Here is a 19059-nt window from a genome sequence, read left to right on the forward strand (position 1 = left end):
GGCGCTGTACTGTAATCGGGTCATCATACAAATTGCCGGGTTTTCGCCTACCGGATTTCCCTGATGCCAAGCCCCGGCACAGCTGCGGATACTGCGCGGGCTTCGGAGCGCCGACCAGCGCTCGTCCCCCAACCAACGACAGAGCGCAGCGCATGGCCAGCGTCACGATCCAGGGTGTGAAGAAGAACTTCGGCGATGTGCCCATCCTGCACGGGGTGGACATCGACATCCAGGACGGTTCCTTCACCGTCCTGGTCGGGCCGTCGGGCTGCGGCAAGTCCACGCTGCTGCGCATGATCGCGGGGCTGGAACAGATCAACGGCGGCGAGATCCGCATCGGCGACAAGCGCGTCAACGACCTGCCGCCCAAGGAGCGGGACATCGCCATGGTGTTCCAGAACTACGCGCTGTACCCGCACATGACCGTGCGCGACAACATGGCCTTCTCGCTGGCGCTGGCCAAGACCGACAAGGCCACCATCGACACCAAGGTGCAGCGCGCGGCCGAGATCCTGGCCCTGGTGCCGCTGCTGGACCGCTACCCGCGCCAGCTCTCGGGTGGGCAGCGTCAGCGCGTGGCCATGGGCCGCGCGATCGTGCGCGACCCGCAGGTCTTCCTGTTCGACGAGCCATTGTCCAACCTGGACGCCAAGCTGCGCGTGGCCATGCGCAGCGAGATCAAGGAGCTGCACCAGCGCCTGAAGACCACCTCGGTCTACGTCACCCACGACCAGATCGAGGCCATGACCATGGGCGACAAGATCGTCGTCATGCGCGACGGCCGCATCGAGCAGACCGGCAGCCCCCTGGCCTTGTACGACCGCCCGGCCAACCAGTTCGTGGCGGGCTTCATCGGCTCGCCCGCCATGAACTTCCTGCCCGGCACGCTGCGCCAGGCGGGCGGCGCGGCCGAGGTCGAGCTGCGCGACGGCACGCGGCTGCCGGCCCCGGTGGGCAGCGGCGGGCGTGACGGCCAGAGCGTGGTCTACGGCACCCGTCCCGAGCACCTGACGCTGGGCGACACCGGCATCCCGTCCAAGGTGGCGGTGCTGGAGCCCACGGGCATGGACACCTTCGTCGCCTGCCGGCACGAGGGCACCGAGCTGTCGGCCGTGTTCCGCGAGCGCCACGACTTCGCGCCCGGCACGCTGATCCATCTGCAGCCCGATCTCGCGCGGGCCCATCTGTTCGACGCGGGGACCGGCCAGCGGCTGGTGGCATGAGCATTTCCAGACCAACGCAAGGAGACCGTCATGAGTGAGTTCCAGGGGCGCAGGCGCAGCATTCTCAAGGGCTCGGCCGGCGCGGCCGCCGTGGCATCCATCGGCGCCGGTGGCGTGCTGTTCTCGCCGTTCGCGCGCTCGCAGACGCTCAAGTTCACGCCCGAGAAGGGCGCCAAGCTCCGCGTGCTGCGCTGGAGCCGCTTCGTGCAGGGCGACATCGACGCCTACATGGCCAACGTCAAGAAGTTCACCGAGGCCACCGGCGTCGAGGTGCGCGTGGACAACGAGGGCTGGGAGGATGTGCGGCCCAAGGCCGCCGTGGCTGCCAACACCGGTGCCGGGCCCGACATCATCCTGTCGACCAACGACGACGCCAACCTGTACCCGGACAAGCTGCTCGACGTGACCGACCTGGCCGAGTACCTGGGCAAGAAGTACGGCGGCTGGTACCCGGCCGTGCAGCAGTACCTGCGGCCCGACGGCAAGCGCTGGCTGGGCCTGGGCCTGGGCGCCTCGGGTTCGATGATCGTCTACCGCGAGAGCCTGGTGAAGGCCGCCGGCTTCGACAGCTTCCCCAAGGACACCGCCGGCTTCCTCAAGCTGCACCAGGCGCTCAAGGAAAAGGGAACGCCGGGCGGCTATGCGCTGGGCAACGCCACGGGCGACAGCCTGTGGACCAACTGGCTGATCTGGTCGCACGGCGGCAAGCTCGTCGACAAGAACAACAAGGTCGTGATCGACAGCCCGGAGACGCTCAAGGCGCTGGAATACGCCAAGGAGTTGTACGCCACCTTCATCCCGGGCACGCTGTCCTGGCTGGACCCGAACAACAACAAGGCCTTCCTGGACGGGCAGATCAGCGTCACCAACAACGGCATCTCGATCTACTACGCGGCCAAGAACTCGCCCGATCCCAAGATCAAGGAGATGGCGGCCGACATCAACCACGCCGCGTTCCCGATCGGGCCGGCCGGCGTGCCGACCGAGTCGCATTTGTTCTTCAACCAGATGGTCATGAAGTACACCAAGTTCCCGAATGCGGCCAAGGAGTTCCTGCGCTTCATGATGGAGCGCGAGCAGTTCGACGCCTGGCTGATCGGCGCGGGCGGCTACATCGGCCAGCCGCTGGCGGCCTACGAGTCCTGCGCGATCTGGACGTCCGACCCCAAGCACACGCCGTACCGCGACTGCGTGAAGAACATGCGGCCGGCCGGTTACGAGGGCAAGCTGGGCTATGCCTCGGCCGGTGCCGGCGCCGACTTCATCGTCGCCAACATGGTGGCCGAGGCCGCCAGCGGCTCGAAGACGCCGAAGGAAGCGGCCGAACGCGCCCAGAAGCGCGCCGAGCGTTACTACAAAGTCTAGGCAACTCCCCGCGTTCCGGCCGGGCCTGCGTCCGGCCGGGCTTCCATGGCTCCTGTCTAGGGTCTGCATGCTCGCCCGACTGCAAAACAGCCGCAACGGTCTCGGCTTCCTGTTCATGCTGCCAGCGGCGGTGCTGCTGCTGCTGTTCCTGACCTATCCGCTGGGCCTGGGCACCTGGCTCGGCTTCACCGACACCAAGGTGGGCCGGCCCGGCGTCTGGATCGGCCTGGAAAACTACATCTACCTCTGGAACGACGCGGTCACGCGGCTGGCCCTGTTCAACACCCTGTTCTACACGGTGGTGGCCAGCGTCCTGAAGTTCGGCCTGGGCCTGTGGCTGGCGCTGCTGCTGAACAAGCACATCCGCTTCAAGACCTTCTTCCGCGCCGTCATCCTCCTGCCCTACATCGTGCCGACCGTGCTGTCGGCCATCGCGTTCTGGTGGATCTACGACTCGCAGTTCTCCATCATCAGCTGGGCGCTCGTGAAGATGGGGCTGATCGACCACTACATCGACTTCCTGGGCAACGAGTGGAACGCGCGCATCGCGGTCATCATCGCCAACGTCTGGCGCGGCGTGCCCTTCGTGGCCATCACGCTGCTGGCTGGCTTGCAGACCATCTCGCCCTCGTACTACGAGGCCTCGGCCATCGACGGCGCCTCGCGCTGGCAGCAGTTCCGCCATGTCACGCTGCCGCTGCTCACGCCCATCATCGCCGTGGTCATGACCTTCTCGGTGCTGTTCACCTTCACCGACTTCCAGCTCATCTACGTGATCACGCGCGGCGGGCCGCTCAACGCCACGCACCTGATGGCCACGCTGTCGTTCCAGCGCGCGATCTCGGGCGGCGCGCTCGGCGAGGGTGCGGCGATCGCCATCGCCATGGTGCCGTTCCTGCTGGCCTGCGTGCTGTTCAGCTTCTTCGGTTTGCAACGCCGCGCCTGGCAACAAGGAGGGAAGGACTGATGGCCGCCAGCAACGCCGATGTCGACACGGTCGGCATGTCCTACCTGGACTCGATCCCGCGCAAGGCGGTGACGGTCTACCTGCCGCTGCTGGTCTTTCTGATCGTGCTGCTGTTCCCGTTCTACTGGATGGTGATCACCTCGATCAAGCCCGATGCGGAGCTGCTCTCGCGCGAGGGCAACCCGTTCTGGGTGGTCAAGCCCACGCTCGTGCACTTCCACAAGCTGCTGTTCGAGACCACCTACCCGCAGTGGCTGTGGAACACGGTGCTGGTCTCGGTGGTGTCCACCTTCGTGTCGCTGGTGGCGTCGGTGCTGGCGGCCTATGCGATCGAGCGGCTGCGCTTCAAGGGCTCCAAGCATGTGGGCCTGTCGATCTTCCTGGCCTACATGGTGCCGCCGTCCATTTTGTTCATCCCGCTGGCCAACGTGGTGTTCAACCTCGGCCTGTTCGACACGCGGCTGGCGCTGATCCTGACCTACCCGACCTTCCTGATCCCGTTCTGCACCTGGCTGCTCATGGGCTACTTCCGTTCCATCCCCATGGAACTGGAGGAGTGCGCGCTGATCGACGGCGCCTCGCGCTGGCAGATCCTCGTCAAGGTGGTGCTGCCGCTCGCCGTGCCGGGCCTGATCTCCGCCGGCATCTTCGCGTTCACGCTGTCGTGGAACGAGTTCATCTACGCCCTGACCTTCGTCTCCTCGTCCGAGGTCAAGACCGTGCCGGTGGGCGTGGTGACCGAGCTCGTGCAGGGCGACGTCTACCAGTGGGGGCCGCTGATGGCCGGCGCTCTGCTGGGCTCGTTGCCGGTGGCCTTCATCTACTCGTTCTTCGTCGAATACTACGTGTCTGGCATGACGGGGTCGGTCAAGGAGTGAGAACGTGTGAACGAACCGCTCACACCCACGCGAGGCCCCCGATGAGCACCCGTTTCCATCATGATCGTTGCGCTCGGGGCCTCGCCCTTCGGGCCGGGGCCCGCCAGGCCGCATGCGGGCGTTGCAGTCCTTGCCCGGGCACGAGCCCGGGCGGCGGCCCGCTTCTGTAGCCTGCGGCCCGCCGCACCCCGTCGTGGGCGCGATCGGTTCATTCACACGTTCTGAGTCAGGGCGGCGCGGCGTCCCCCGCCGACCGCCCGTCGCTTCCCCGGGACCGCAGGGCGGCTCGTGCTCGCCCTGGCGGCGGCGCCGCCATAGACTTTCGCGCCCCTTTCGCACGGAGAGCCCCACCGCACTGTCCCGCATGGCCGACGACTTCCACCGCTTGCCCCGGCTCATCTACCCGTTGCGCGTGATCGGCATGGGGCTGGGCGCGGCGGTGGCCATGGTCGTGCTGTACGAACGCGACGCTGCGCCAGCGGTCTGGGCCCTGGTCGTCTGCGGCGGCTTCGTCTGGCCGCACCTGGCCTGGTGGCTCACGCGGCGCAGCCGCAACCCGCAGCGCGCCGAGGTGCGCAACCTGCTCATCGATTCGGCCATCGCCGGCGCCTTCGTGCCGCTCATGCAGTTCAACCTGCTGCCCAGCGTGCTGCTGGTCACGCTGACCATGGTGGACAAGATCACCACCGGCATCCGCCTGCTGTGGCTGCAATCCCTGCCGGGCATGCTGGTGGCCGGCGTGCTGGCCGCCTGGTGGATGAACGCCCCCGCGATGCCCGAGAGCAGCATGCGCGTGGTGCTGGCCTGCCTGCCTATGCTGGTGATCCACACGCTGTCGGTCAGCGTGTCGAGCTACCGCCTGATCCGCCGCGTCTCGCGCCAGAACCGATTGCTCGACGAACTGGGCCGCATCGATCCGCTGACGGGGCTGTACGGCCGTGCCTACTGGGAGCAGCAGGTGCGCGAGGCGCAGCGGCGCCACGCAGAGATCGGCGAGCCAGCCTGCCTCATGATGCTGGACATCGACGGCTTCAAGCAGATCAACGATGGCCTGGGCCACACCGTGGGCGACGACGTGATCTGCACGCTGAGCCGCATCGTGCGCGACTGCGTGCGCTCCAGCGACTGCGCCGGCCGCTACGGTGGCGACGAGTTCGCGATCCTTCTGCGCGGGGCGGACATGGAGCAGGCCCAGGAGATCGCCCAGCGCATCCGCGTCGAAGCCGAGAACCACCGCTTCCGCGACCATGCGGAGCTGCGCTTCACGAGCAGCATCGGCATCGCGGCCTTGCAGAAGCACTACGCGAGCACGCGCGACTGGGTGGCCGCGGCCGACGCCGCGCTCTACCAGGCCAAGCGGGCCGGGCGCAACCGCGTCGAACTGCGGCCGCCGAGCCGGCGCGCGCCCTTGTCGGCCTGAACTGGCGGCCGCGCGGCAGCGTCTGGCCATCGCACCGGCGAGTGGAGCGCACCGATCTCCCCGGCGCAGCCCTGCGCCGAGTTTCGGTGCCCACGCCGTCTGCAGGTCAGCCGGCGCGCTGCGGTCCGGCCTTGCAACGCGCCGTGCCGGGTCAGACCACCGTGTCGGCCACGTCGCTGGGCACCGCGCAGTAGGCCAGCGTGTACAAGCCATGCACGGCGCCGGGAGCCGCGCCCAGTTCGGCCAGGCGGGTGGCGGACAGCGCGCTGCCGACCAGCGCGGCGAGAGCGGCCGCGTCATAGCCGCAGGCCAGCAGCACCCAGTCCGCATACCGGTCACCTGCACCGCGCAGCTTCTGTTCGGTGGTCTGCGCGATGGCGGGCGTCTCGTGGCGCAGCAGGTGCAGGCCGGCCAGGCCGGGTTGCGCGGCCAGCTCCGGGGCCAGGGCCCGCAGCGCCTGGCGGAGCCCTTGCTCGCCGCCGGCTGCCGGGGACAGGCGCACCGTCAGCGCGTGCCCGGCCATGCTGCCGCCGCGGCTCTCCAGCACGCGGCACTGGCTGCGCACCATGTTCCGGTGCTGCGGCATCAGGCGGGTCGACCAGGGCGTCGGCGCGTTGAGCCGTGCCAGATAGGACGGCGAAGACAGCACACCGTGGTCTTCCAACTCATACAGCACGAACACGCCTTCGCCACCATCGGCGGCGCGCCAGCGCGAGGCACGCCGAAAGCCGGGGATGCCGAGCCGCTCGGGGAAATGCTCATGCGCATGCCAGTGTTCGAAGTCTGCGCGCGCGGCGGGGGCCATGTCCCACCACATGGCCAGTGCGGCCTTGCCGAGAAGGGCCAAGGCGTGCTCCTACTGGCCACCGCGCAGGCGCGCCAGCTCGGCATGGACCTCCTGCACGAGCGATTCGCCGACCTCGCGCCCGAACTTGTCGGTCACGGCCTGCACCTTCTCGCGCAGCCGCTTGATTTCCGCCGCGCCGACCTCGTTGACCTGCATGCTCTTCCTGAGCGCATCGATCGATTCGCCCTCTTTGCGTTGCACGGCCTGGCGTTCGAACTGTCGGGCCTCGTCGGCGGCCTCGCGGATGACCTTGCGCTCGGCCTCGTTGAGGGCGTCCCAGGTCTTCCTGCCCATCATGAAGGGCATGGCGGTGTAGACATGGCGGGTCAGCGACAGGTACTTCTGCACCTCGGCGAACTTGGCCGACTCGATCACGCCGAGCGGGTTGTCCTGGCCATCGATGGCGCGCGACTCCAGCGCACCGTAGACCTCGCCGAAGGTCATGGGCACGGGGTTGGCGCCCAGCGCACTGAACAGGTCCAGGAAGATCGGCGAGCCGATCACGCGGATCTTCAGGCCCGCGATGTCCTCGGCCCGCGCGATCGGCCGCTTGCTGTTGGTCATGTGGCGGAACCCCAGGTCCCAGATGCCCAGGCCCACGATGCCGTGCGGGGCCAGATCGGCCTGCAGCTGCGTGCCGACGGGGCCGTCGGCGACCGCATAGGCCTCCTGCGGCGTGTTGAACAGAAAGGGCAGGTCGAACAGCATGAAGCGCTTGTCCAGCGAGGCCACGATGCCGGTGGCCATGGACGTGAAGTCCAGCGTGCCGCCGCGCACGGCCGACAGGTTCTGCATGTCGCTGCCCAGCACCGCGCCGGGGAACAGGTTCACGCGCAGCTTGCCGCCGCTGCGCTGGGCCACGCTGTCGGCGAACTTCTGCGCGCCCAGCCCCAGCGGGTGGTCCTTGGCGAGACTGAAGGCGAAGCGCAGCTGGCGCTCGCGGATCTCCTGGGCCTGAAGGGCGGGGGCGGCCAGCAGCGCAGCGGTGCCGGCCACGAGGGCACGGCGGGACGGGGATGGGTGGGTCATGGGTCTCCTCGTTCGAAAAAGCGGGCGGATCATTGCAGAATGCTGAACGGTTTCCAAATTTTGGAAGCCGTTCAAATTTTGAACATCGCAAGTCCTTGAAAGCACAGCATGAGCGGCGCCTTAGAGAAGTCCCTGGCCATCTTGGAATACCTGATCGCCCACCCCGACGGCGTGGCGCTGGCGCAGATCGCAACCGAGCTGGGCCAGCTGCGCAGCGGCTGCCACCGCAGCTTGCAGGAGCTGATCCGCTACGGCTACGTACGCCAGCTGCCGCAGCGCGGCGACTACGCGCTGACGACCAAGATGGCCTCCATGGGGCTGAGCTTTTTGTCCAAGTCGGGCGTGGTCGACATCGCCCAGCCCGTCATCCAGCGGCTGGCCCAGACCACCGAGGAGCTGGTGCGCCTGGCCATCGTCGACGGCGAGCGGCTCACGCTGGTGGCCAAGGCCCAGGGGGCGCGCTCGGGCCTGCTGTACGACCCGGACATGGGCATCGACCTGCGGCTGTCGTGCAGCGCGGCGGGCCAGGCCTGGCTCATGACGCTGCCCGAGGACACGGCCATCGCCTACGTCACGCGCCAGGGCATGGGCCAGCCCAAGCACTTCGGGCCCAACGCGCCGACCTCGTTCAAGGCGCTGCTCAGGCTGCTGGACGAGCACCGCAAGCGGGGCTTCAGCGTGATCGCCGAGGCCTATGCGCCCGGCATGAGCTCCATGGCTGCGCCGATCCAGCGCCGCGGCGAACCGGCCACGGGCGTGTTGGTGGTCGCGGGGCCGTCGGCGCGGCTCACGGCCTCGCGCATGCAGCAGTTCGGGCCGGCCTTGCTGGCGGCCTGCGCGGAACTGGCCGCGACCGGCCAGGCCTCCGCGCTGCTCAAGTCGGCCAACGTGGGCACCTGGGGCAACGTGCCCGAGAAGGCGGCCGGGCGCAGGCGCGCCGTCTGAGCCTCAGCGCCGGTTGGTGGTCTTGTCCGCCTTGCGGCCGTCGAGGACCTGGCGGGCCAGCTTGTAGACCACGATGACGATGAAGACGGCGAACAGCAGCCAGTTGATGGGTTCCATGGGCAGGGCAGGCGGGCGGGGCCGGGAGCTTAACGCGCCAGCCCGGTCCTGCCCCCCATGGGCCTACAACTGGAAGGCCACTGCAAGCAGCAGCCCTTCGGCGATGTCGCGGCCCAGCCCCGGCGTCTCGGCCTGGTAGGGCCGGCCCAGCGCGCGCTGGCCCTCGATCCATTGCGCGAGCCAGCCGATCTCGGCCGCGCCGTAGAACACCACGCCGGCCTCGTGGTTGAGCAGCAGGCTGCGCAGGTCCAGGTTGATCGAGCCCGCAAGCGCCAGCTGTTCGTCGACCACCACGGCCTTGGCGTGCGACATGGCGGGCAGCAGGTGGAACACCACGCCGGCCTCGGCCAGGTCGCGCATGGCGCGGCTGCGCGCGAAGTCCGCCAGGCGGTGGTTGGATTCGGCCGGCAGCACGATGTCCACGGCCACGCCGCGGCGCGCGGCGCGGCGCAAGGCGTCGCGCAGCGCATCGTCGGGAATGAAGTAGGGCGTGGCCGCCAGGATGCGCTGCTCGGCGCGGTAACAGGCATCGATCAGCAGCGCATGGGCCGTGTCCTCGGCCTGGTCCGGCCCGCTGGGCAGGAACTGCGCGGGCGCGCCCGGGGCCATGGGCGGAGTCGGCGCCACGGTGCGCGGCGGGGTCTGGCGCACGGCGCTCCAGTCGCGCTCGAACTGCCAGGCCGCGGCGCCTGCCACCGGGCCTTCGATGTCGAAGGACAGGTCGGTCCAGGCCGCGATGCCGGCATCGCCCTCGAAATACTCGGCCGCCAGGTTGCGCCCGCCGCTCCACAGCCGGTGGTCGTCGGCGATGGCCAGCTTGCGGTGGTTGCGCAGGTTGCGCGGGCCGTTGTTGCGCAGGCTCAGCAGGGGTCGGAACACGGCGACCTCGCCGCCGGCGGCGCGCAGCCGGTCGAAGTGCCGGCGCGGCAGCTGCAGCGCGCCGAAGCCGTCCAGCAGCACGCGCACCTGCACGCCGGCGCGCGCGCGCTCGGCCAGGCGCTCGACCACGGCATCGCCGAAGGCGTCGCGGCCGATGATGAAGGTGCTGATGTCCAGCCGGTGCTGGGCGCCGGCGATGAGCGCCCAGAGCGCTTCGCGCGCCGCGGCGCCATCGGCATGGAAGCGCGCACGGTTGTCGCTGGGCGGCGCGAGGTCGAAACCGTCCAGCAGGTCGGCCGCCCAGTGCGTGAAGCGCGCGGGCCGGCTGCCGCGCAACCGCGGCCGGCCCAGTGGCCGCAGCTTGCGCCGGCCGAACAGCAGGAACAGCGGCAGCACCAGGTAGGGCAGCAGCGCCAGGCCCATGACCCAGGCGATGGCCGTGGTCGGCGCGCGCGGCTGGCGCCGCGCCCGGTTGGTCAGGATGTAGACGAGGACCGCCAGCGCACCGAACAGCAGGTGCTGCGAGACGCTGGGCAGCCAGGCGATCAGGGCATGCGCCACGCCTGCGCCACGACCGGGTTCAGCCCCACACCTCCTGGGCGGTCTCGACCACCAGGCGCAGCTTGTCGCGCTGGGCCTGCACGGCGATGTTGTTGCCGTGCACGGTGCTCGAGAAGCCGCACTGCGGGCTCAGCGCGAGCTGTTCCAAGGGCGCGTAGCGTGCGGCCTCGTCGATGCGGCGCTTCAGCATGTCCTTGCTTTCCATCTCGCCGAACTTGGTGGTCACCAGGCCCAGCACCACGGTCTTGCCCTTGGGCAGGAAGCGCAGCGGACGGAAATCGCCCGAGCGGTCGTCGTCGTACTCGAGGAAATAGGCGTCCAGGTCCATTTCCTTCAGCAGGGCTTCGGCCACGGGCTCGTAGTTGCCGGCGGCCGCGTGCGTGCTCTTGAAGTTGCCGCGGCACAGGTGCATGGCCAGCAGCATGCCGGCAGGTTTCTGGGCCACGACCTTGTTGATGAACCTGGCGTAGCGGTGCGGCAACTCGTTGGGGTCGTCGCCACGCTGGCGCGCGGCCTCGCGCATCTTCTCGTCGCACAGATAGGCCAGGTTGGTGTCGTCCATCTGGACGTAGGTGCAGCCCGCCGCGGCGAGCGAACGCAGCTCGTCGCCATAGGCCTTGGCCACGTCGTCGTAGAAGTCGGGCTCGAGTTCGGGGTAGGCCTCCTTGCTGATGCCGCCGCGCCCGCCACGGAAGTGCAGCATGGTCGGCGAGGGGATGGTCACCTTGGGCGTGTTGCCGGCGGCCACCTGGCTCTTGAGGTACTCAAAGTCGGCCAGCTGGATGTCCTTGGCGTGGCGCACCTTGTCGATCACGCGCATCACGGGCGGGGCCAGTTCCTCGCTGCCGTCGGGCTTTTGGATGGTGACCGGGATGTCGGTCTTCACCCCGCCCAGCTGCTCGAGGAAGTCGATGTGAAAGTAGGTGCGGCGGAACTCGCCGTCGGTGATGCTCTTGAGGCCCACGTCCTGCTGGAACTGCACGATCTCGGTGATGGCCCGGTCTTCGACCCGGCGCAGCTGCTCGGGCGTGATCTGGCCCTTGGCTTTCTGTTCACGGGCCTCGAGCAGATAGGCGGGGCGCAGGAAGCTGCCGACATGGTCGTAGCGGGCGGGCAATGGGTGCATTGTTTCCTCCGTGGTGGGCGTGCATGGCGCAAGCCGGGCCTGCAGGCGGTGCTTGCGGGGAGGCGCAGTGTAGTGCGCGCCCGCCATGGCCTGGGGCGCCGTGGGTGCTTGGAGAGATCAGGTGTTTTCGATGCGCCACTGCACCTGCAGCCGCAGCGTCTCGCCCGGCGCGAGCACGCGCAGGCCCGGGCGGCCGGGCAGGTGGAAGGCGTCGATGGGGTGCGTGATCGGCTCGAAGCATAGCGCCGGCCCGTGGGCCGGCCGGTACACCAGGCAACAGGGCGCGGATGCCGCGGGGTCGGGCGTGGTCAGCGTGAGCCGCAGTCCATGCTCGGGCCAGTCGATGCGGGCCCAGCCCTGCCAGCCGCCGTAGCCGTTGTCGATGAAGCTGCCGTGCGCGGGAATGCCGGCGTTGAGGTCCCAGTCGGCCGGCAGGTCCCGGGTGTAGCCGGTCGGGATCGGGTCGTCGCCGCTGAGCCACACGCTGTCGACGCCGGCCTGCACGACCATGGCCGGCGTGCGCGGGAACCAGGGGTGCAGGCCCAGGCCGTGGGGCAGCGGCGCGGCGCCCAGGTGCCGTACCTCGACGCTTTGGTCCAGCCCGCCCGGCACCAGGCGGAAGTGCTGCGTGGCCGCGTAGTCGTAGGGATTGCCGCCGAAGTGCCGGGAGCGCAAGTCCATGCGCAGCTGGTCGGCCGCCGGTTGCGCGAGCGTCCAGGCCTGCAGCCAGGCGTCGCCATGGATGGGGTAGGGCTCGCCCGCTCGGTTGGGCTGCATGGGGTGCCAGTGCCCGTCCTGCGCGAAGCCGCCCTGGCCGATGCGGTTGGACCAGGGCAGCATGGCGAACGAGGCCAGCTGGTAGAGGTCGGTGCTCTGGCCATCCCAGGGGCGCCAGAGGTCGAGCAGCCTGCCGTCCGGCCGCTGGCAGCGCCAGGCCGCGACCGCACCACCGAGCGAGGGCACGAGGCCGAGTTCCTGGCCGGCGTGGCGCAGCCAGACGGTGGTGTGGCTCATGTGCTGTCTCCGAAACGATGCGCCGGCAGGCCCGGGCTGTCCAGCATGACGGCGAACAAGGCACCGGCCAGCGGCTGCGCGGCGCGGGCCGCGGCGTCCAGGCCGGTGGCGGCGCTGGTGACGAACAGCGTGCGCAGGTCGGGCCCGCCGAAGGCGCAGCTCGTGATCTGGCGGGCGGGCAGATGGATGCGGCAGAGCTCGGCCGCGCTGTCCGGGTCGTGGCAGCTCACGCAGCCGCCGCCCCAGTGCGCGATCCAGATGCGGCCGGCGGCGTCGGTGCACATGCCGTCGGGCACGCCGTCGTCGGCGGCCAGGCGCAGCCAGGGCCGGCGCCCGGCGATGCGGCCGGTGGCGGCATCGAAGTCGTAGGCCAGCACCTGGGCCTGCACCGTGTCGTTGAAGAGCATGGTGCGGCCGTCGCGCGACCAGGTCGGGCCGTTGGTCACGGCGAATCCCGCGTCGTGCCGCGTGCAGCGGCCGTCGGGGTCGAAGCGGTACAGCGCGCCCGTGGGTGCGGCGCAGTCGAAGTCCATGCTGCCGGCCCAGAAGCGGCCGTGGGCATCGCACTTGCCGTCGTTGAAGCGGTTGTGCGCGGGCTCGTCCGCGACCCGGTGCAAGGGCGTGAGCCGCCCGTCCTCGGGATCGAAGGCGAAGAAGCCGTGGCGCAGGGCCAGCAGCAGGCCGGTGCCGTCCGCGCGTTCGGCCACGGCCGAGACCTCTTGGTCGAAGTCCCAGTGCGTGCGCGCGCCCTGTGGCCACGCCAGGCGGTGCAGCCGCCGGCCCAGGATATCGACCCACCACAGCGCCTGCGTGCGCGACGACCACAGCGCGCCTTCGCCGAGCTGGGCGCCGGCATCCCAGACGCAGTGCGGTTCGGAGAGGGGACGTGGCGCGTCGGGCATGGGAGCGTCGGCAGGCATGGGGGTGGGGGCTTGACGCGGCGGATCGTATCAAGGCACATTCATATTAGAAAGAAATGATTTTTGCAATTACAGATAGCAATATGAATATGTCAACTCTACCTGCCGGAGACAGCAAGGCGTCCTACCCCAGCCTGCGCGGCCGCAACTGCTTCGTGACGGGGGGCGGCAGCGGCATCGGCGCGGCCATCGTCGCGGCGCTGGCGGCCCAGGGCGCGCACGTGGCCTTCGTCGACGTGGCCGAGGCGCCCAGCCGTGCGCTGGCCGACGGCATCGCCCAGGCCGGCCAGGGCACGGTCTGGTGGCGGCGCTGCGACGTGCGCGACATCGCCGCCCTGCAGGCGGCCATCGCCGATGCGCAGGCCGCGCTGGGCGACTTCTCCGTGCTGGTCAACAACGTGGCCAGCGACGACCGCCACACGCTGGAGTCGGTCACGCCGGCCTACTACGACGAGCGCATCGCGATCAACGAGCGGCCGGCCTTCTTCGCGATCCAGTCCGTGGTGCCGGGCATGCGCCGGCTCGGCGCGGGCTCCATCGTCAACCTGGGCTCCACGGGCTGGCAGGGCAAGGGCACGGGCTACCCCGTCTATGCGATCGCCAAGTCCTCGGTCAACGGGCTCACGCGCGGCCTGGCGCGCACGCTGGGCGCCGACCGCATCCGCATCAACACGGTGTCCCCAGGCTGGGTCATGACCGAGCGGCAGATCCAGCTCTGGCTCGACGCCGAGGGCGAGAAGGAACTGGCCCGCAACCAGTGCCTGCCCGACAAGCTGGCGCCGCAGGACATCGCCGCCATGGTGCTGTTCCTGGCCTCGGACGACGCGAAGATGTGCACGGCGCAGGAGTTCACGGTGGATGCAGGCTGGGTCTGATCAGGCTTCCATGCGCTTGCCATAGGCCGAGAACGCGGCCGTGCGCAGCGCCTGCATGAGCAGCGTGGCCCCGGGCGAGAGCAGCCGGTCGCTGCGCGTGATGAGGCCGAAATCGTCCATGTGGCAGGGCATGTCCAGCGGCAGCACGCTGACGATGCCGTGCGCCGCGTAGTAGCGCGCCACCTCGGTCGCCACCACGCAGAGCATGTCGCTTTGCTGCAGCATGCGGGTGATGAACAGGATGGCCGCGCTCTCGATCACGTTGAACGGCGGCTCCAGCCCGGCCTCCTGGAACATCAGGTCGAAGCGGTGGCGCAGCACGCTGCCGGCCGGCGGCACGATCCAGCCGGCCTGTACCACGTCGGCGAGCGTGAGCCCGCTCGCGCCGGCCAGCGGATGGCCCGGCCGCGCCACGGCGCAGACCGGCTCGCCCGTCACGGGCTCGTAGCGCAGATTGGTCTTGTCCTCGCCCGCGAAGAAGCGCGCCACCGCGATGTCCAGCTTGCCCTGGCGCAGCCGCTCGAGCAGCGGCGGGCTGTTCTCGATCTCCAGCACCACGCGCAGGCTGGGCTGTTCGCGCTTGACCATGGCGATGGCGGGCGGCAGCAGTGCCAGTGCGGGCGAGGTGATCGCGCCCACGGCGACCTGGCCGAAGCGCCCGGCCTTCAGCGCGCTGAGCTCCTCGTGCGCCTGGTTCAGGCTGGCCAGCGCCTGGCGCGCATGGCGGATCATGGTCTCGCCGTACCAGGTCGGGCGCATGCCGCGCGGCAGCCGCTCGAACAGCGGCACCTCCAGCACGTCTTCCAGATCCTTGAGCAGCTTGGAGGCGGCCGGCTGCGTCATGTTGAGCTGGCGCGCTGCACCGTGGATGTTGCCTTCCTCGGCCAGCGCAGAGAGCAGCAGCAGCTGGCGCGTCTTCAGCCGGGCCTGCAGAAACCAGTGCGACATCGGGTTTTCCTGATGATTGAATTGATATCGCTTTTGTCGAAAAAACGATTGGATTGATACATTTTTCATTCTTACACTGGCGCCCGGCCTCGGCAAGTCGCGTTCTGCATAGCAAGACGCGGATACCGCCTCACCAAACCCGCAGGAGACAACGCCATGCAACAGAACCGCAGAGACCTCATTGCCGCCGCCGCGGCACTCGCCCTTGCCAGCGCCCTGCCGGGCCAGGCCTTCGCGCAGAAGAAGATCGTGCTGGGCTTCAGCCAGGTGGGGGCCGAAAGCGAATGGCGCACGGCCAACACCGAATCCATCAAGAGCGCGGCCAAGGACGCCGGCATCGAACTGAAGTTCTCCGACGCCCAGCAAAAGCAGGAGAACCAGATCAAGGCCATCCGTGCTTTCATCGCGCAGAAGGTCGACGTGATCGCGTTCTCGCCCGTCGTCGAATCGGGTTGGGACAACGTGCTGCGCGAGGCCAAGGCCGCCAAGATCCCGGTGGTCCTGACCGACCGCGCCGTCAACGCCAAGGACACCTCGCTCTACGTGAGCTTCATGGGTTCGGATTTCGTCGAAGAGGGCCGCAAGGCCGGCCGCTGGCTGGTCGAGAAGATGAAGGGCCAGAGCGGCGAGGTGCGCATCGTCGAGCTGCAGGGCACGGTGGGCTCGGCCCCGGCGATCGACCGCAAGAAGGGCTTCGAGGAAATCATCAAGGCCGACCCCAAGTTCAAGATCGTGCGCAGCCAGACCGGCGACTTCACGCGGGCCAAGGGCAAGGAGGTCATGGAGGCCTTCCTGAAGGCCGAGGGCAAGGGCATCAACGTGCTCTACGCGCACAACGACGACATGGCCATCGGCGCGATCCAGGCCATCGAGGAGGCCGGCCTCAAGCCCGCCAAGGACATCGTGATCATCTCCATCGACGCCGTGAAGGGCGCGTTCGAGGCCATGATCGCCGGCAAGCTCAACGTCTCGGTCGAGTGCAGCCCGCTGCTGGGCCCGCAGCTCATGACGGCGGTCAAGGACATCGTGGCCGGCAAGACCATCCCCAAGCGCATCGAGACCGTGGAGAGCATCTTCCCGATGGAGACCGCCGCGGCCGAGTTCCCCAAGCGGAAATACTAGGCTCGCCCCCAGTCTTCGCGCACTTCGTGTCGCTTCGCCAACCCCCTGCCGGGGGCAACACCAGCGGCCCGGCAGAGCCGGCTCCGCGGTGTTTCCCGCACTGACACGCCCCATTGCCAAGGTTTCGCCAAAAAGGACAACACAACATGCGACGCACATTCCTGAAGACCCTGGCGGCCGCTGCCGCCGTGCTGGCCATCGCGCCCTGGGCGCAGGCCCAGGACAAGGGCATGGTGGGCATCTCCATGCCCACCAAGTCCTCGGCCCGCTGGATCGACGACGGCAACAACATGGTCAAGGTGCTCAAGGAGCGCGGCTACAAGACCGACCTGCAGTACGCCGACGACGACATCCCCAACCAGCTGGCGCAGATCGAGAACATGGTGACCAAGGGCGCCAAGGTGCTCGTGATCGCCTCCATCGACGGCACCACCTTGTCCAAGGCCTTGCAGAACGCGGCCGACAAGGGCGTCAAGGTGATCGCCTACGACCGGCTCATCAAGGGCTCCAAGAACGTCGACTACTACGCCACCTTCGACAACTTCCAGGTCGGCGTTCTGCAGGCCATGTCCATCGTCGATGCGCTGGGCCTCAAGCAGGGCAAGGGCCCGTTCAACATCGAGCTGTTCGGCGGCTCGCCCGACGACAACAACGCCTTCTTCTTCTACGACGGCGCGATGTCGGTCTTGAAGCCCTACATCGACAGCGGCAAGCTCGTGGTGCGCAGCAAACAGACGGGCATGGACAAGGTGGGCACGCTGCGCTGGGACGGCGCGGTGGCGCAGGCGCGCATGGACAACCTGCTGTCGGCCTTCTACGGCAACGCCAAGGTCGATGCCGTGCTCTCGCCCTACGACGGCCTGTCCATCGGCATCCTGTCCTCGCTCAAGGGCGTGGGCTATTGCACCAAGCAGACCCCGTGCCCCGTCGTGAGCGGGCAGGACGCCGAGGTGCAGTCCGTCAAGTCCATCCTGCGCGGCGAGCAGACCTCCACCATCTTCAAGGACACGCGCGAGCTGGCCAAGGTCGCGGCCAACATGGTGGACGCCGTGGTCTCGGGCAAGACGCCCGAGGTCAACGACACCAAGACCTACAACAACGGCGTGAAGGTCGTGCCCTCCTACCTGCTCAAGCCCGTCACGGTGGACAAGAGCAACTGGGAGCCCGTGCTGGTCGGCAGCGGCTACTACAAGGCCTCGCAGATCAAGTAAGCGGGCAGGGGCTGGCATGGGCACGCTGCTGGAGATGCGGGCGATCCGCAAGACCTTCCCGGGCGTGGTGGCGCTGGACCGGGTCGACCTCGCCATCCGCGAGGGCGAGATCCACGCCCTCGTGGGCGAGAACGGCGCGGGCAAGTCCACGCTCATGAAGGTGCTGTCGGGCGTCTATCCGCACGGCGAGTACGAGGGCGACATCGTCTACGACGGCGCCGTGCAGCGCTTCGGCGGCATCCACGACAGCGAGGCCGCGGGCGTCATCATCATCCACCAGGAGCTGGCGCTGGTGCCCATGCTCTCGATCACCGAGAACATCTTCCTGGGCAACGAGGTCGCCACGCGCGGCGTGATCGACTGGGTGCAGGCCCATGGCCGCACCCAGGCGCTGCTGGACAAGGTGGGCCTGCGCGAATCGCCGCAGGTGCATGTGGGCGAGCTGGGCATGGGCAAGCAGCAGCTCGTGGAGATCGCCAAGGCGCTGTCCAAGAAGGTGCGCCTCTTGATCCTGGACGAGCCCACGGCCAGCCTGAACGAGAACGACAGCGCGGCGCTGCTGGACCTGCTGATGGGCCTGCGCGCCCAGGGCATCACCTGCATCCTGATCTCGCACAAGCTCAACGAGATCGCGCGCGTGGCCGACTCGGTGACCATCCTGCGCGATGGCAGCAGCGTGGAAACCATCGATTGCCAGGGCCAGCCCGTCAGCGAAGACCGCGTGATCCGCGGCATGGTGGGCCGCGCGATGGCCGACCGCTACCCGCCGCGCGCCCCGAAGATCGGTGCCATCGGCTTCGAGGTGCGTGGCTGGTCGGCCCGCCACCCGGAGCACCCGGACCGCGATTTCCTCAAGGACCTGAACCTGAACGTGCGCCACGGCGAGGTGGTCGGCATCGCCGGCCTCATGGGTTCGGGCCGCACCGAGTTCGCGATGAGCGTGTTCGGCCGCAGCTGGGGGCGGCAGATCCGCGGCGAGGTGCTGGTGGACGGTACGCCCGTCGACGTGGGCACGGTCGGCAAGGCCATCGCGCATGGCCTGGCCTATGTGACGGAAGACCGCAAGGGCGCGGGCCTGGTGCTGGACGAGAGCATCCAGTTCAACACGTCGCTGGCGAACCTGCCCGGTGTGTCGCGCGGCGGCGTGATCTCGCAGGAGCAGGAACATGCGGTGGCCGAGCGCTACCGAAAGTCCATGCGCATCCGCACCCCCAACGTGCTGCAGAAGACGCTCAACCTCTCGGGCGGCAACCAGCAGAAGGTGGTGCTGGGCAAGTGGCTGTTCACCGAGCCCAAGGTGCTGATCCTGGACGAGCCCACGCGCGGCATCGACGTGGGCGCCAAGTACGAAATCTACGCGCTGATCGCAGAACTGGCGGCGCAGGGCCGCTGCGTGGTCGTGATCTCGTCCGAGATGCCCGAGCTGCTGGGCATCTCCGACCGCATCTACGTGATGAACGAAGGCCGCTTCGTGGCCGAGATGCCCACCGCGCAAGCCTCGCAGGAACGCATCATGGCCGCGATCCTGAAAGCCCACGCGCCGCAACCGCAAGCCTTGACATGACAGAAGAGACATTGCCCACGCGCGCCGCCCCCGTCGTGCCATCGCCCT

General features: G+C 68.7%; 17 protein-coding genes. 10 read left to right on the plus strand and 7 right to left on the minus strand.

Annotated elements, in window-relative coordinates:
• Positions 1-152: 152 nt before the first annotated feature.
• The 5 genes from IE209_RS13560 (at position 153) to IE209_RS13580 (ending at position 5853) form a co-directional block, all read left to right on the plus strand.
• Positions 153-1223, plus strand: coding sequence for an ABC transporter ATP-binding protein (locus IE209_RS13560; protein WP_189687491.1), 1071 nt, complete (start codon positions 153-155; stop codon positions 1221-1223).
• A gap of 30 nt (positions 1224-1253) precedes the next feature.
• A complete protein-coding gene (locus IE209_RS13565; protein WP_189687492.1) occupies positions 1254-2588 on the plus strand; it encodes an ABC transporter substrate-binding protein in 1335 nt (444 codons plus the stop codon).
• Between the two features lie 67 nt (positions 2589-2655).
• Positions 2656-3555, plus strand: coding sequence for a carbohydrate ABC transporter permease (locus IE209_RS13570; protein WP_189687493.1), 900 nt, complete (start codon positions 2656-2658; stop codon positions 3553-3555).
• The gene (locus IE209_RS13575; RefSeq protein ID WP_189687494.1) at positions 3555-4433 is read left to right on the plus strand and encodes a carbohydrate ABC transporter permease; all 879 of its coding nucleotides are present in this window, start codon (positions 3555-3557) and stop codon (positions 4431-4433) included. Before IE209_RS13570 ends, IE209_RS13575 begins: the two co-directional genes overlap by 1 nt.
• Before the next feature lie 364 nt (positions 4434-4797).
• Positions 4798-5853, plus strand: a complete 1056-nt coding sequence (locus tag IE209_RS13580) for a sensor domain-containing diguanylate cyclase (RefSeq protein WP_189687495.1) — start codon at positions 4798-4800, stop codon at positions 5851-5853.
• 151 nt (positions 5854-6004) lie between these two features.
• Here IE209_RS13580 and IE209_RS13585 read toward each other — a convergent pair whose 3' ends face one another.
• Together IE209_RS13585 and IE209_RS13590 are read right to left on the minus strand one after the other, a co-directional pair.
• A complete protein-coding gene (locus IE209_RS13585; RefSeq protein WP_189687496.1) occupies positions 6005-6700 on the minus strand; it encodes a hypothetical protein in 696 nt (231 codons plus the stop codon).
• A 9-nt stretch (positions 6701-6709) separates the two neighbouring features.
• Complete coding sequence (locus IE209_RS13590) at positions 6710-7729, minus strand: TRAP transporter substrate-binding protein (protein WP_189687497.1); 1020 nt, start codon at positions 7727-7729, stop codon at positions 6710-6712.
• A 108-nt stretch (positions 7730-7837) separates the two neighbouring features.
• On the opposite strand from IE209_RS13590, the gene IE209_RS13595 reads away from it, so the two are divergent.
• Positions 7838-8674, plus strand: coding sequence for an IclR family transcriptional regulator (locus IE209_RS13595; RefSeq protein WP_189687498.1), 837 nt, complete (start codon positions 7838-7840; stop codon positions 8672-8674).
• Positions 8675-8854: 180 nt separating this feature from the next.
• Here IE209_RS13595 and IE209_RS13600 read toward each other — a convergent pair whose 3' ends face one another.
• From IE209_RS13600 to IE209_RS13615, 4 genes are all read right to left on the minus strand, one after another.
• A complete protein-coding gene (locus IE209_RS13600; RefSeq protein WP_189687499.1) occupies positions 8855-10231 on the minus strand; it encodes a phospholipase D-like domain-containing protein in 1377 nt (458 codons plus the stop codon).
• 19 nt (positions 10232-10250) lie between these two features.
• Complete coding sequence (locus IE209_RS13605; protein ID WP_189687500.1) at positions 10251-11357, minus strand: 5-methyltetrahydropteroyltriglutamate--homocysteine S-methyltransferase; 1107 nt, start codon at positions 11355-11357, stop codon at positions 10251-10253.
• A gap of 117 nt (positions 11358-11474) precedes the next feature.
• Positions 11475-12371, minus strand: a complete 897-nt coding sequence (locus IE209_RS13610; protein WP_189687501.1) for an aldose 1-epimerase — start codon at positions 12369-12371, stop codon at positions 11475-11477.
• Positions 12368-13291, minus strand: a complete 924-nt coding sequence (locus IE209_RS13615; protein WP_189687502.1) for an SMP-30/gluconolactonase/LRE family protein — start codon at positions 13289-13291, stop codon at positions 12368-12370. Before IE209_RS13615 ends, IE209_RS13610 begins: the two co-directional genes overlap by 4 nt.
• A gap of 89 nt (positions 13292-13380) precedes the next feature.
• Between IE209_RS13615 and IE209_RS13620 the strand changes: the two genes are divergently transcribed.
• Positions 13381-14166, plus strand: coding sequence for an SDR family NAD(P)-dependent oxidoreductase (locus tag IE209_RS13620; RefSeq protein ID WP_189687503.1), 786 nt, complete (start codon positions 13381-13383; stop codon positions 14164-14166).
• Here the strand turns inward: IE209_RS13620 and IE209_RS13625 are convergent, their stop codons facing one another.
• On the minus strand, positions 14167-15114 hold the full coding sequence (locus IE209_RS13625; protein ID WP_189687504.1) for a LysR family transcriptional regulator: 948 nt from the start codon (positions 15112-15114) through the stop codon (positions 14167-14169).
• A gap of 156 nt (positions 15115-15270) precedes the next feature.
• Here IE209_RS13625 and IE209_RS13630 point away from each other — a divergent pair, with 156 nt between their 5' ends.
• The 3 genes from IE209_RS13630 (at position 15271) to mmsA (ending at position 19011) form a co-directional block, all read left to right on the plus strand.
• A complete protein-coding gene (locus IE209_RS13630; protein WP_189687505.1) occupies positions 15271-16236 on the plus strand; it encodes an ABC transporter substrate-binding protein in 966 nt (321 codons plus the stop codon).
• 146 nt (positions 16237-16382) lie between these two features.
• Positions 16383-17447 carry a multiple monosaccharide ABC transporter substrate-binding protein gene (chvE, locus tag IE209_RS13635; RefSeq protein ID WP_189687506.1) on the plus strand — a complete coding sequence of 355 codons (1065 nt, stop codon included), beginning with the start codon at positions 16383-16385 and terminating at the stop codon, positions 17445-17447.
• A gap of 16 nt (positions 17448-17463) precedes the next feature.
• Positions 17464-19011 (plus strand): multiple monosaccharide ABC transporter ATP-binding protein, encoded by a 1548-nt coding sequence (gene mmsA / locus IE209_RS13640; protein WP_189687507.1) that lies wholly within the window; start codon positions 17464-17466, stop codon positions 19009-19011.
• Positions 19012-19059 lie beyond the last annotated feature (48 nt).

It is taken from the genome of Pseudorhodoferax aquiterrae (assembly GCF_014652235.1).
In the GTDB taxonomy this organism is placed as follows: domain Bacteria; phylum Pseudomonadota; class Gammaproteobacteria; order Burkholderiales; family Burkholderiaceae_C; genus Pseudorhodoferax; species Pseudorhodoferax aquiterrae.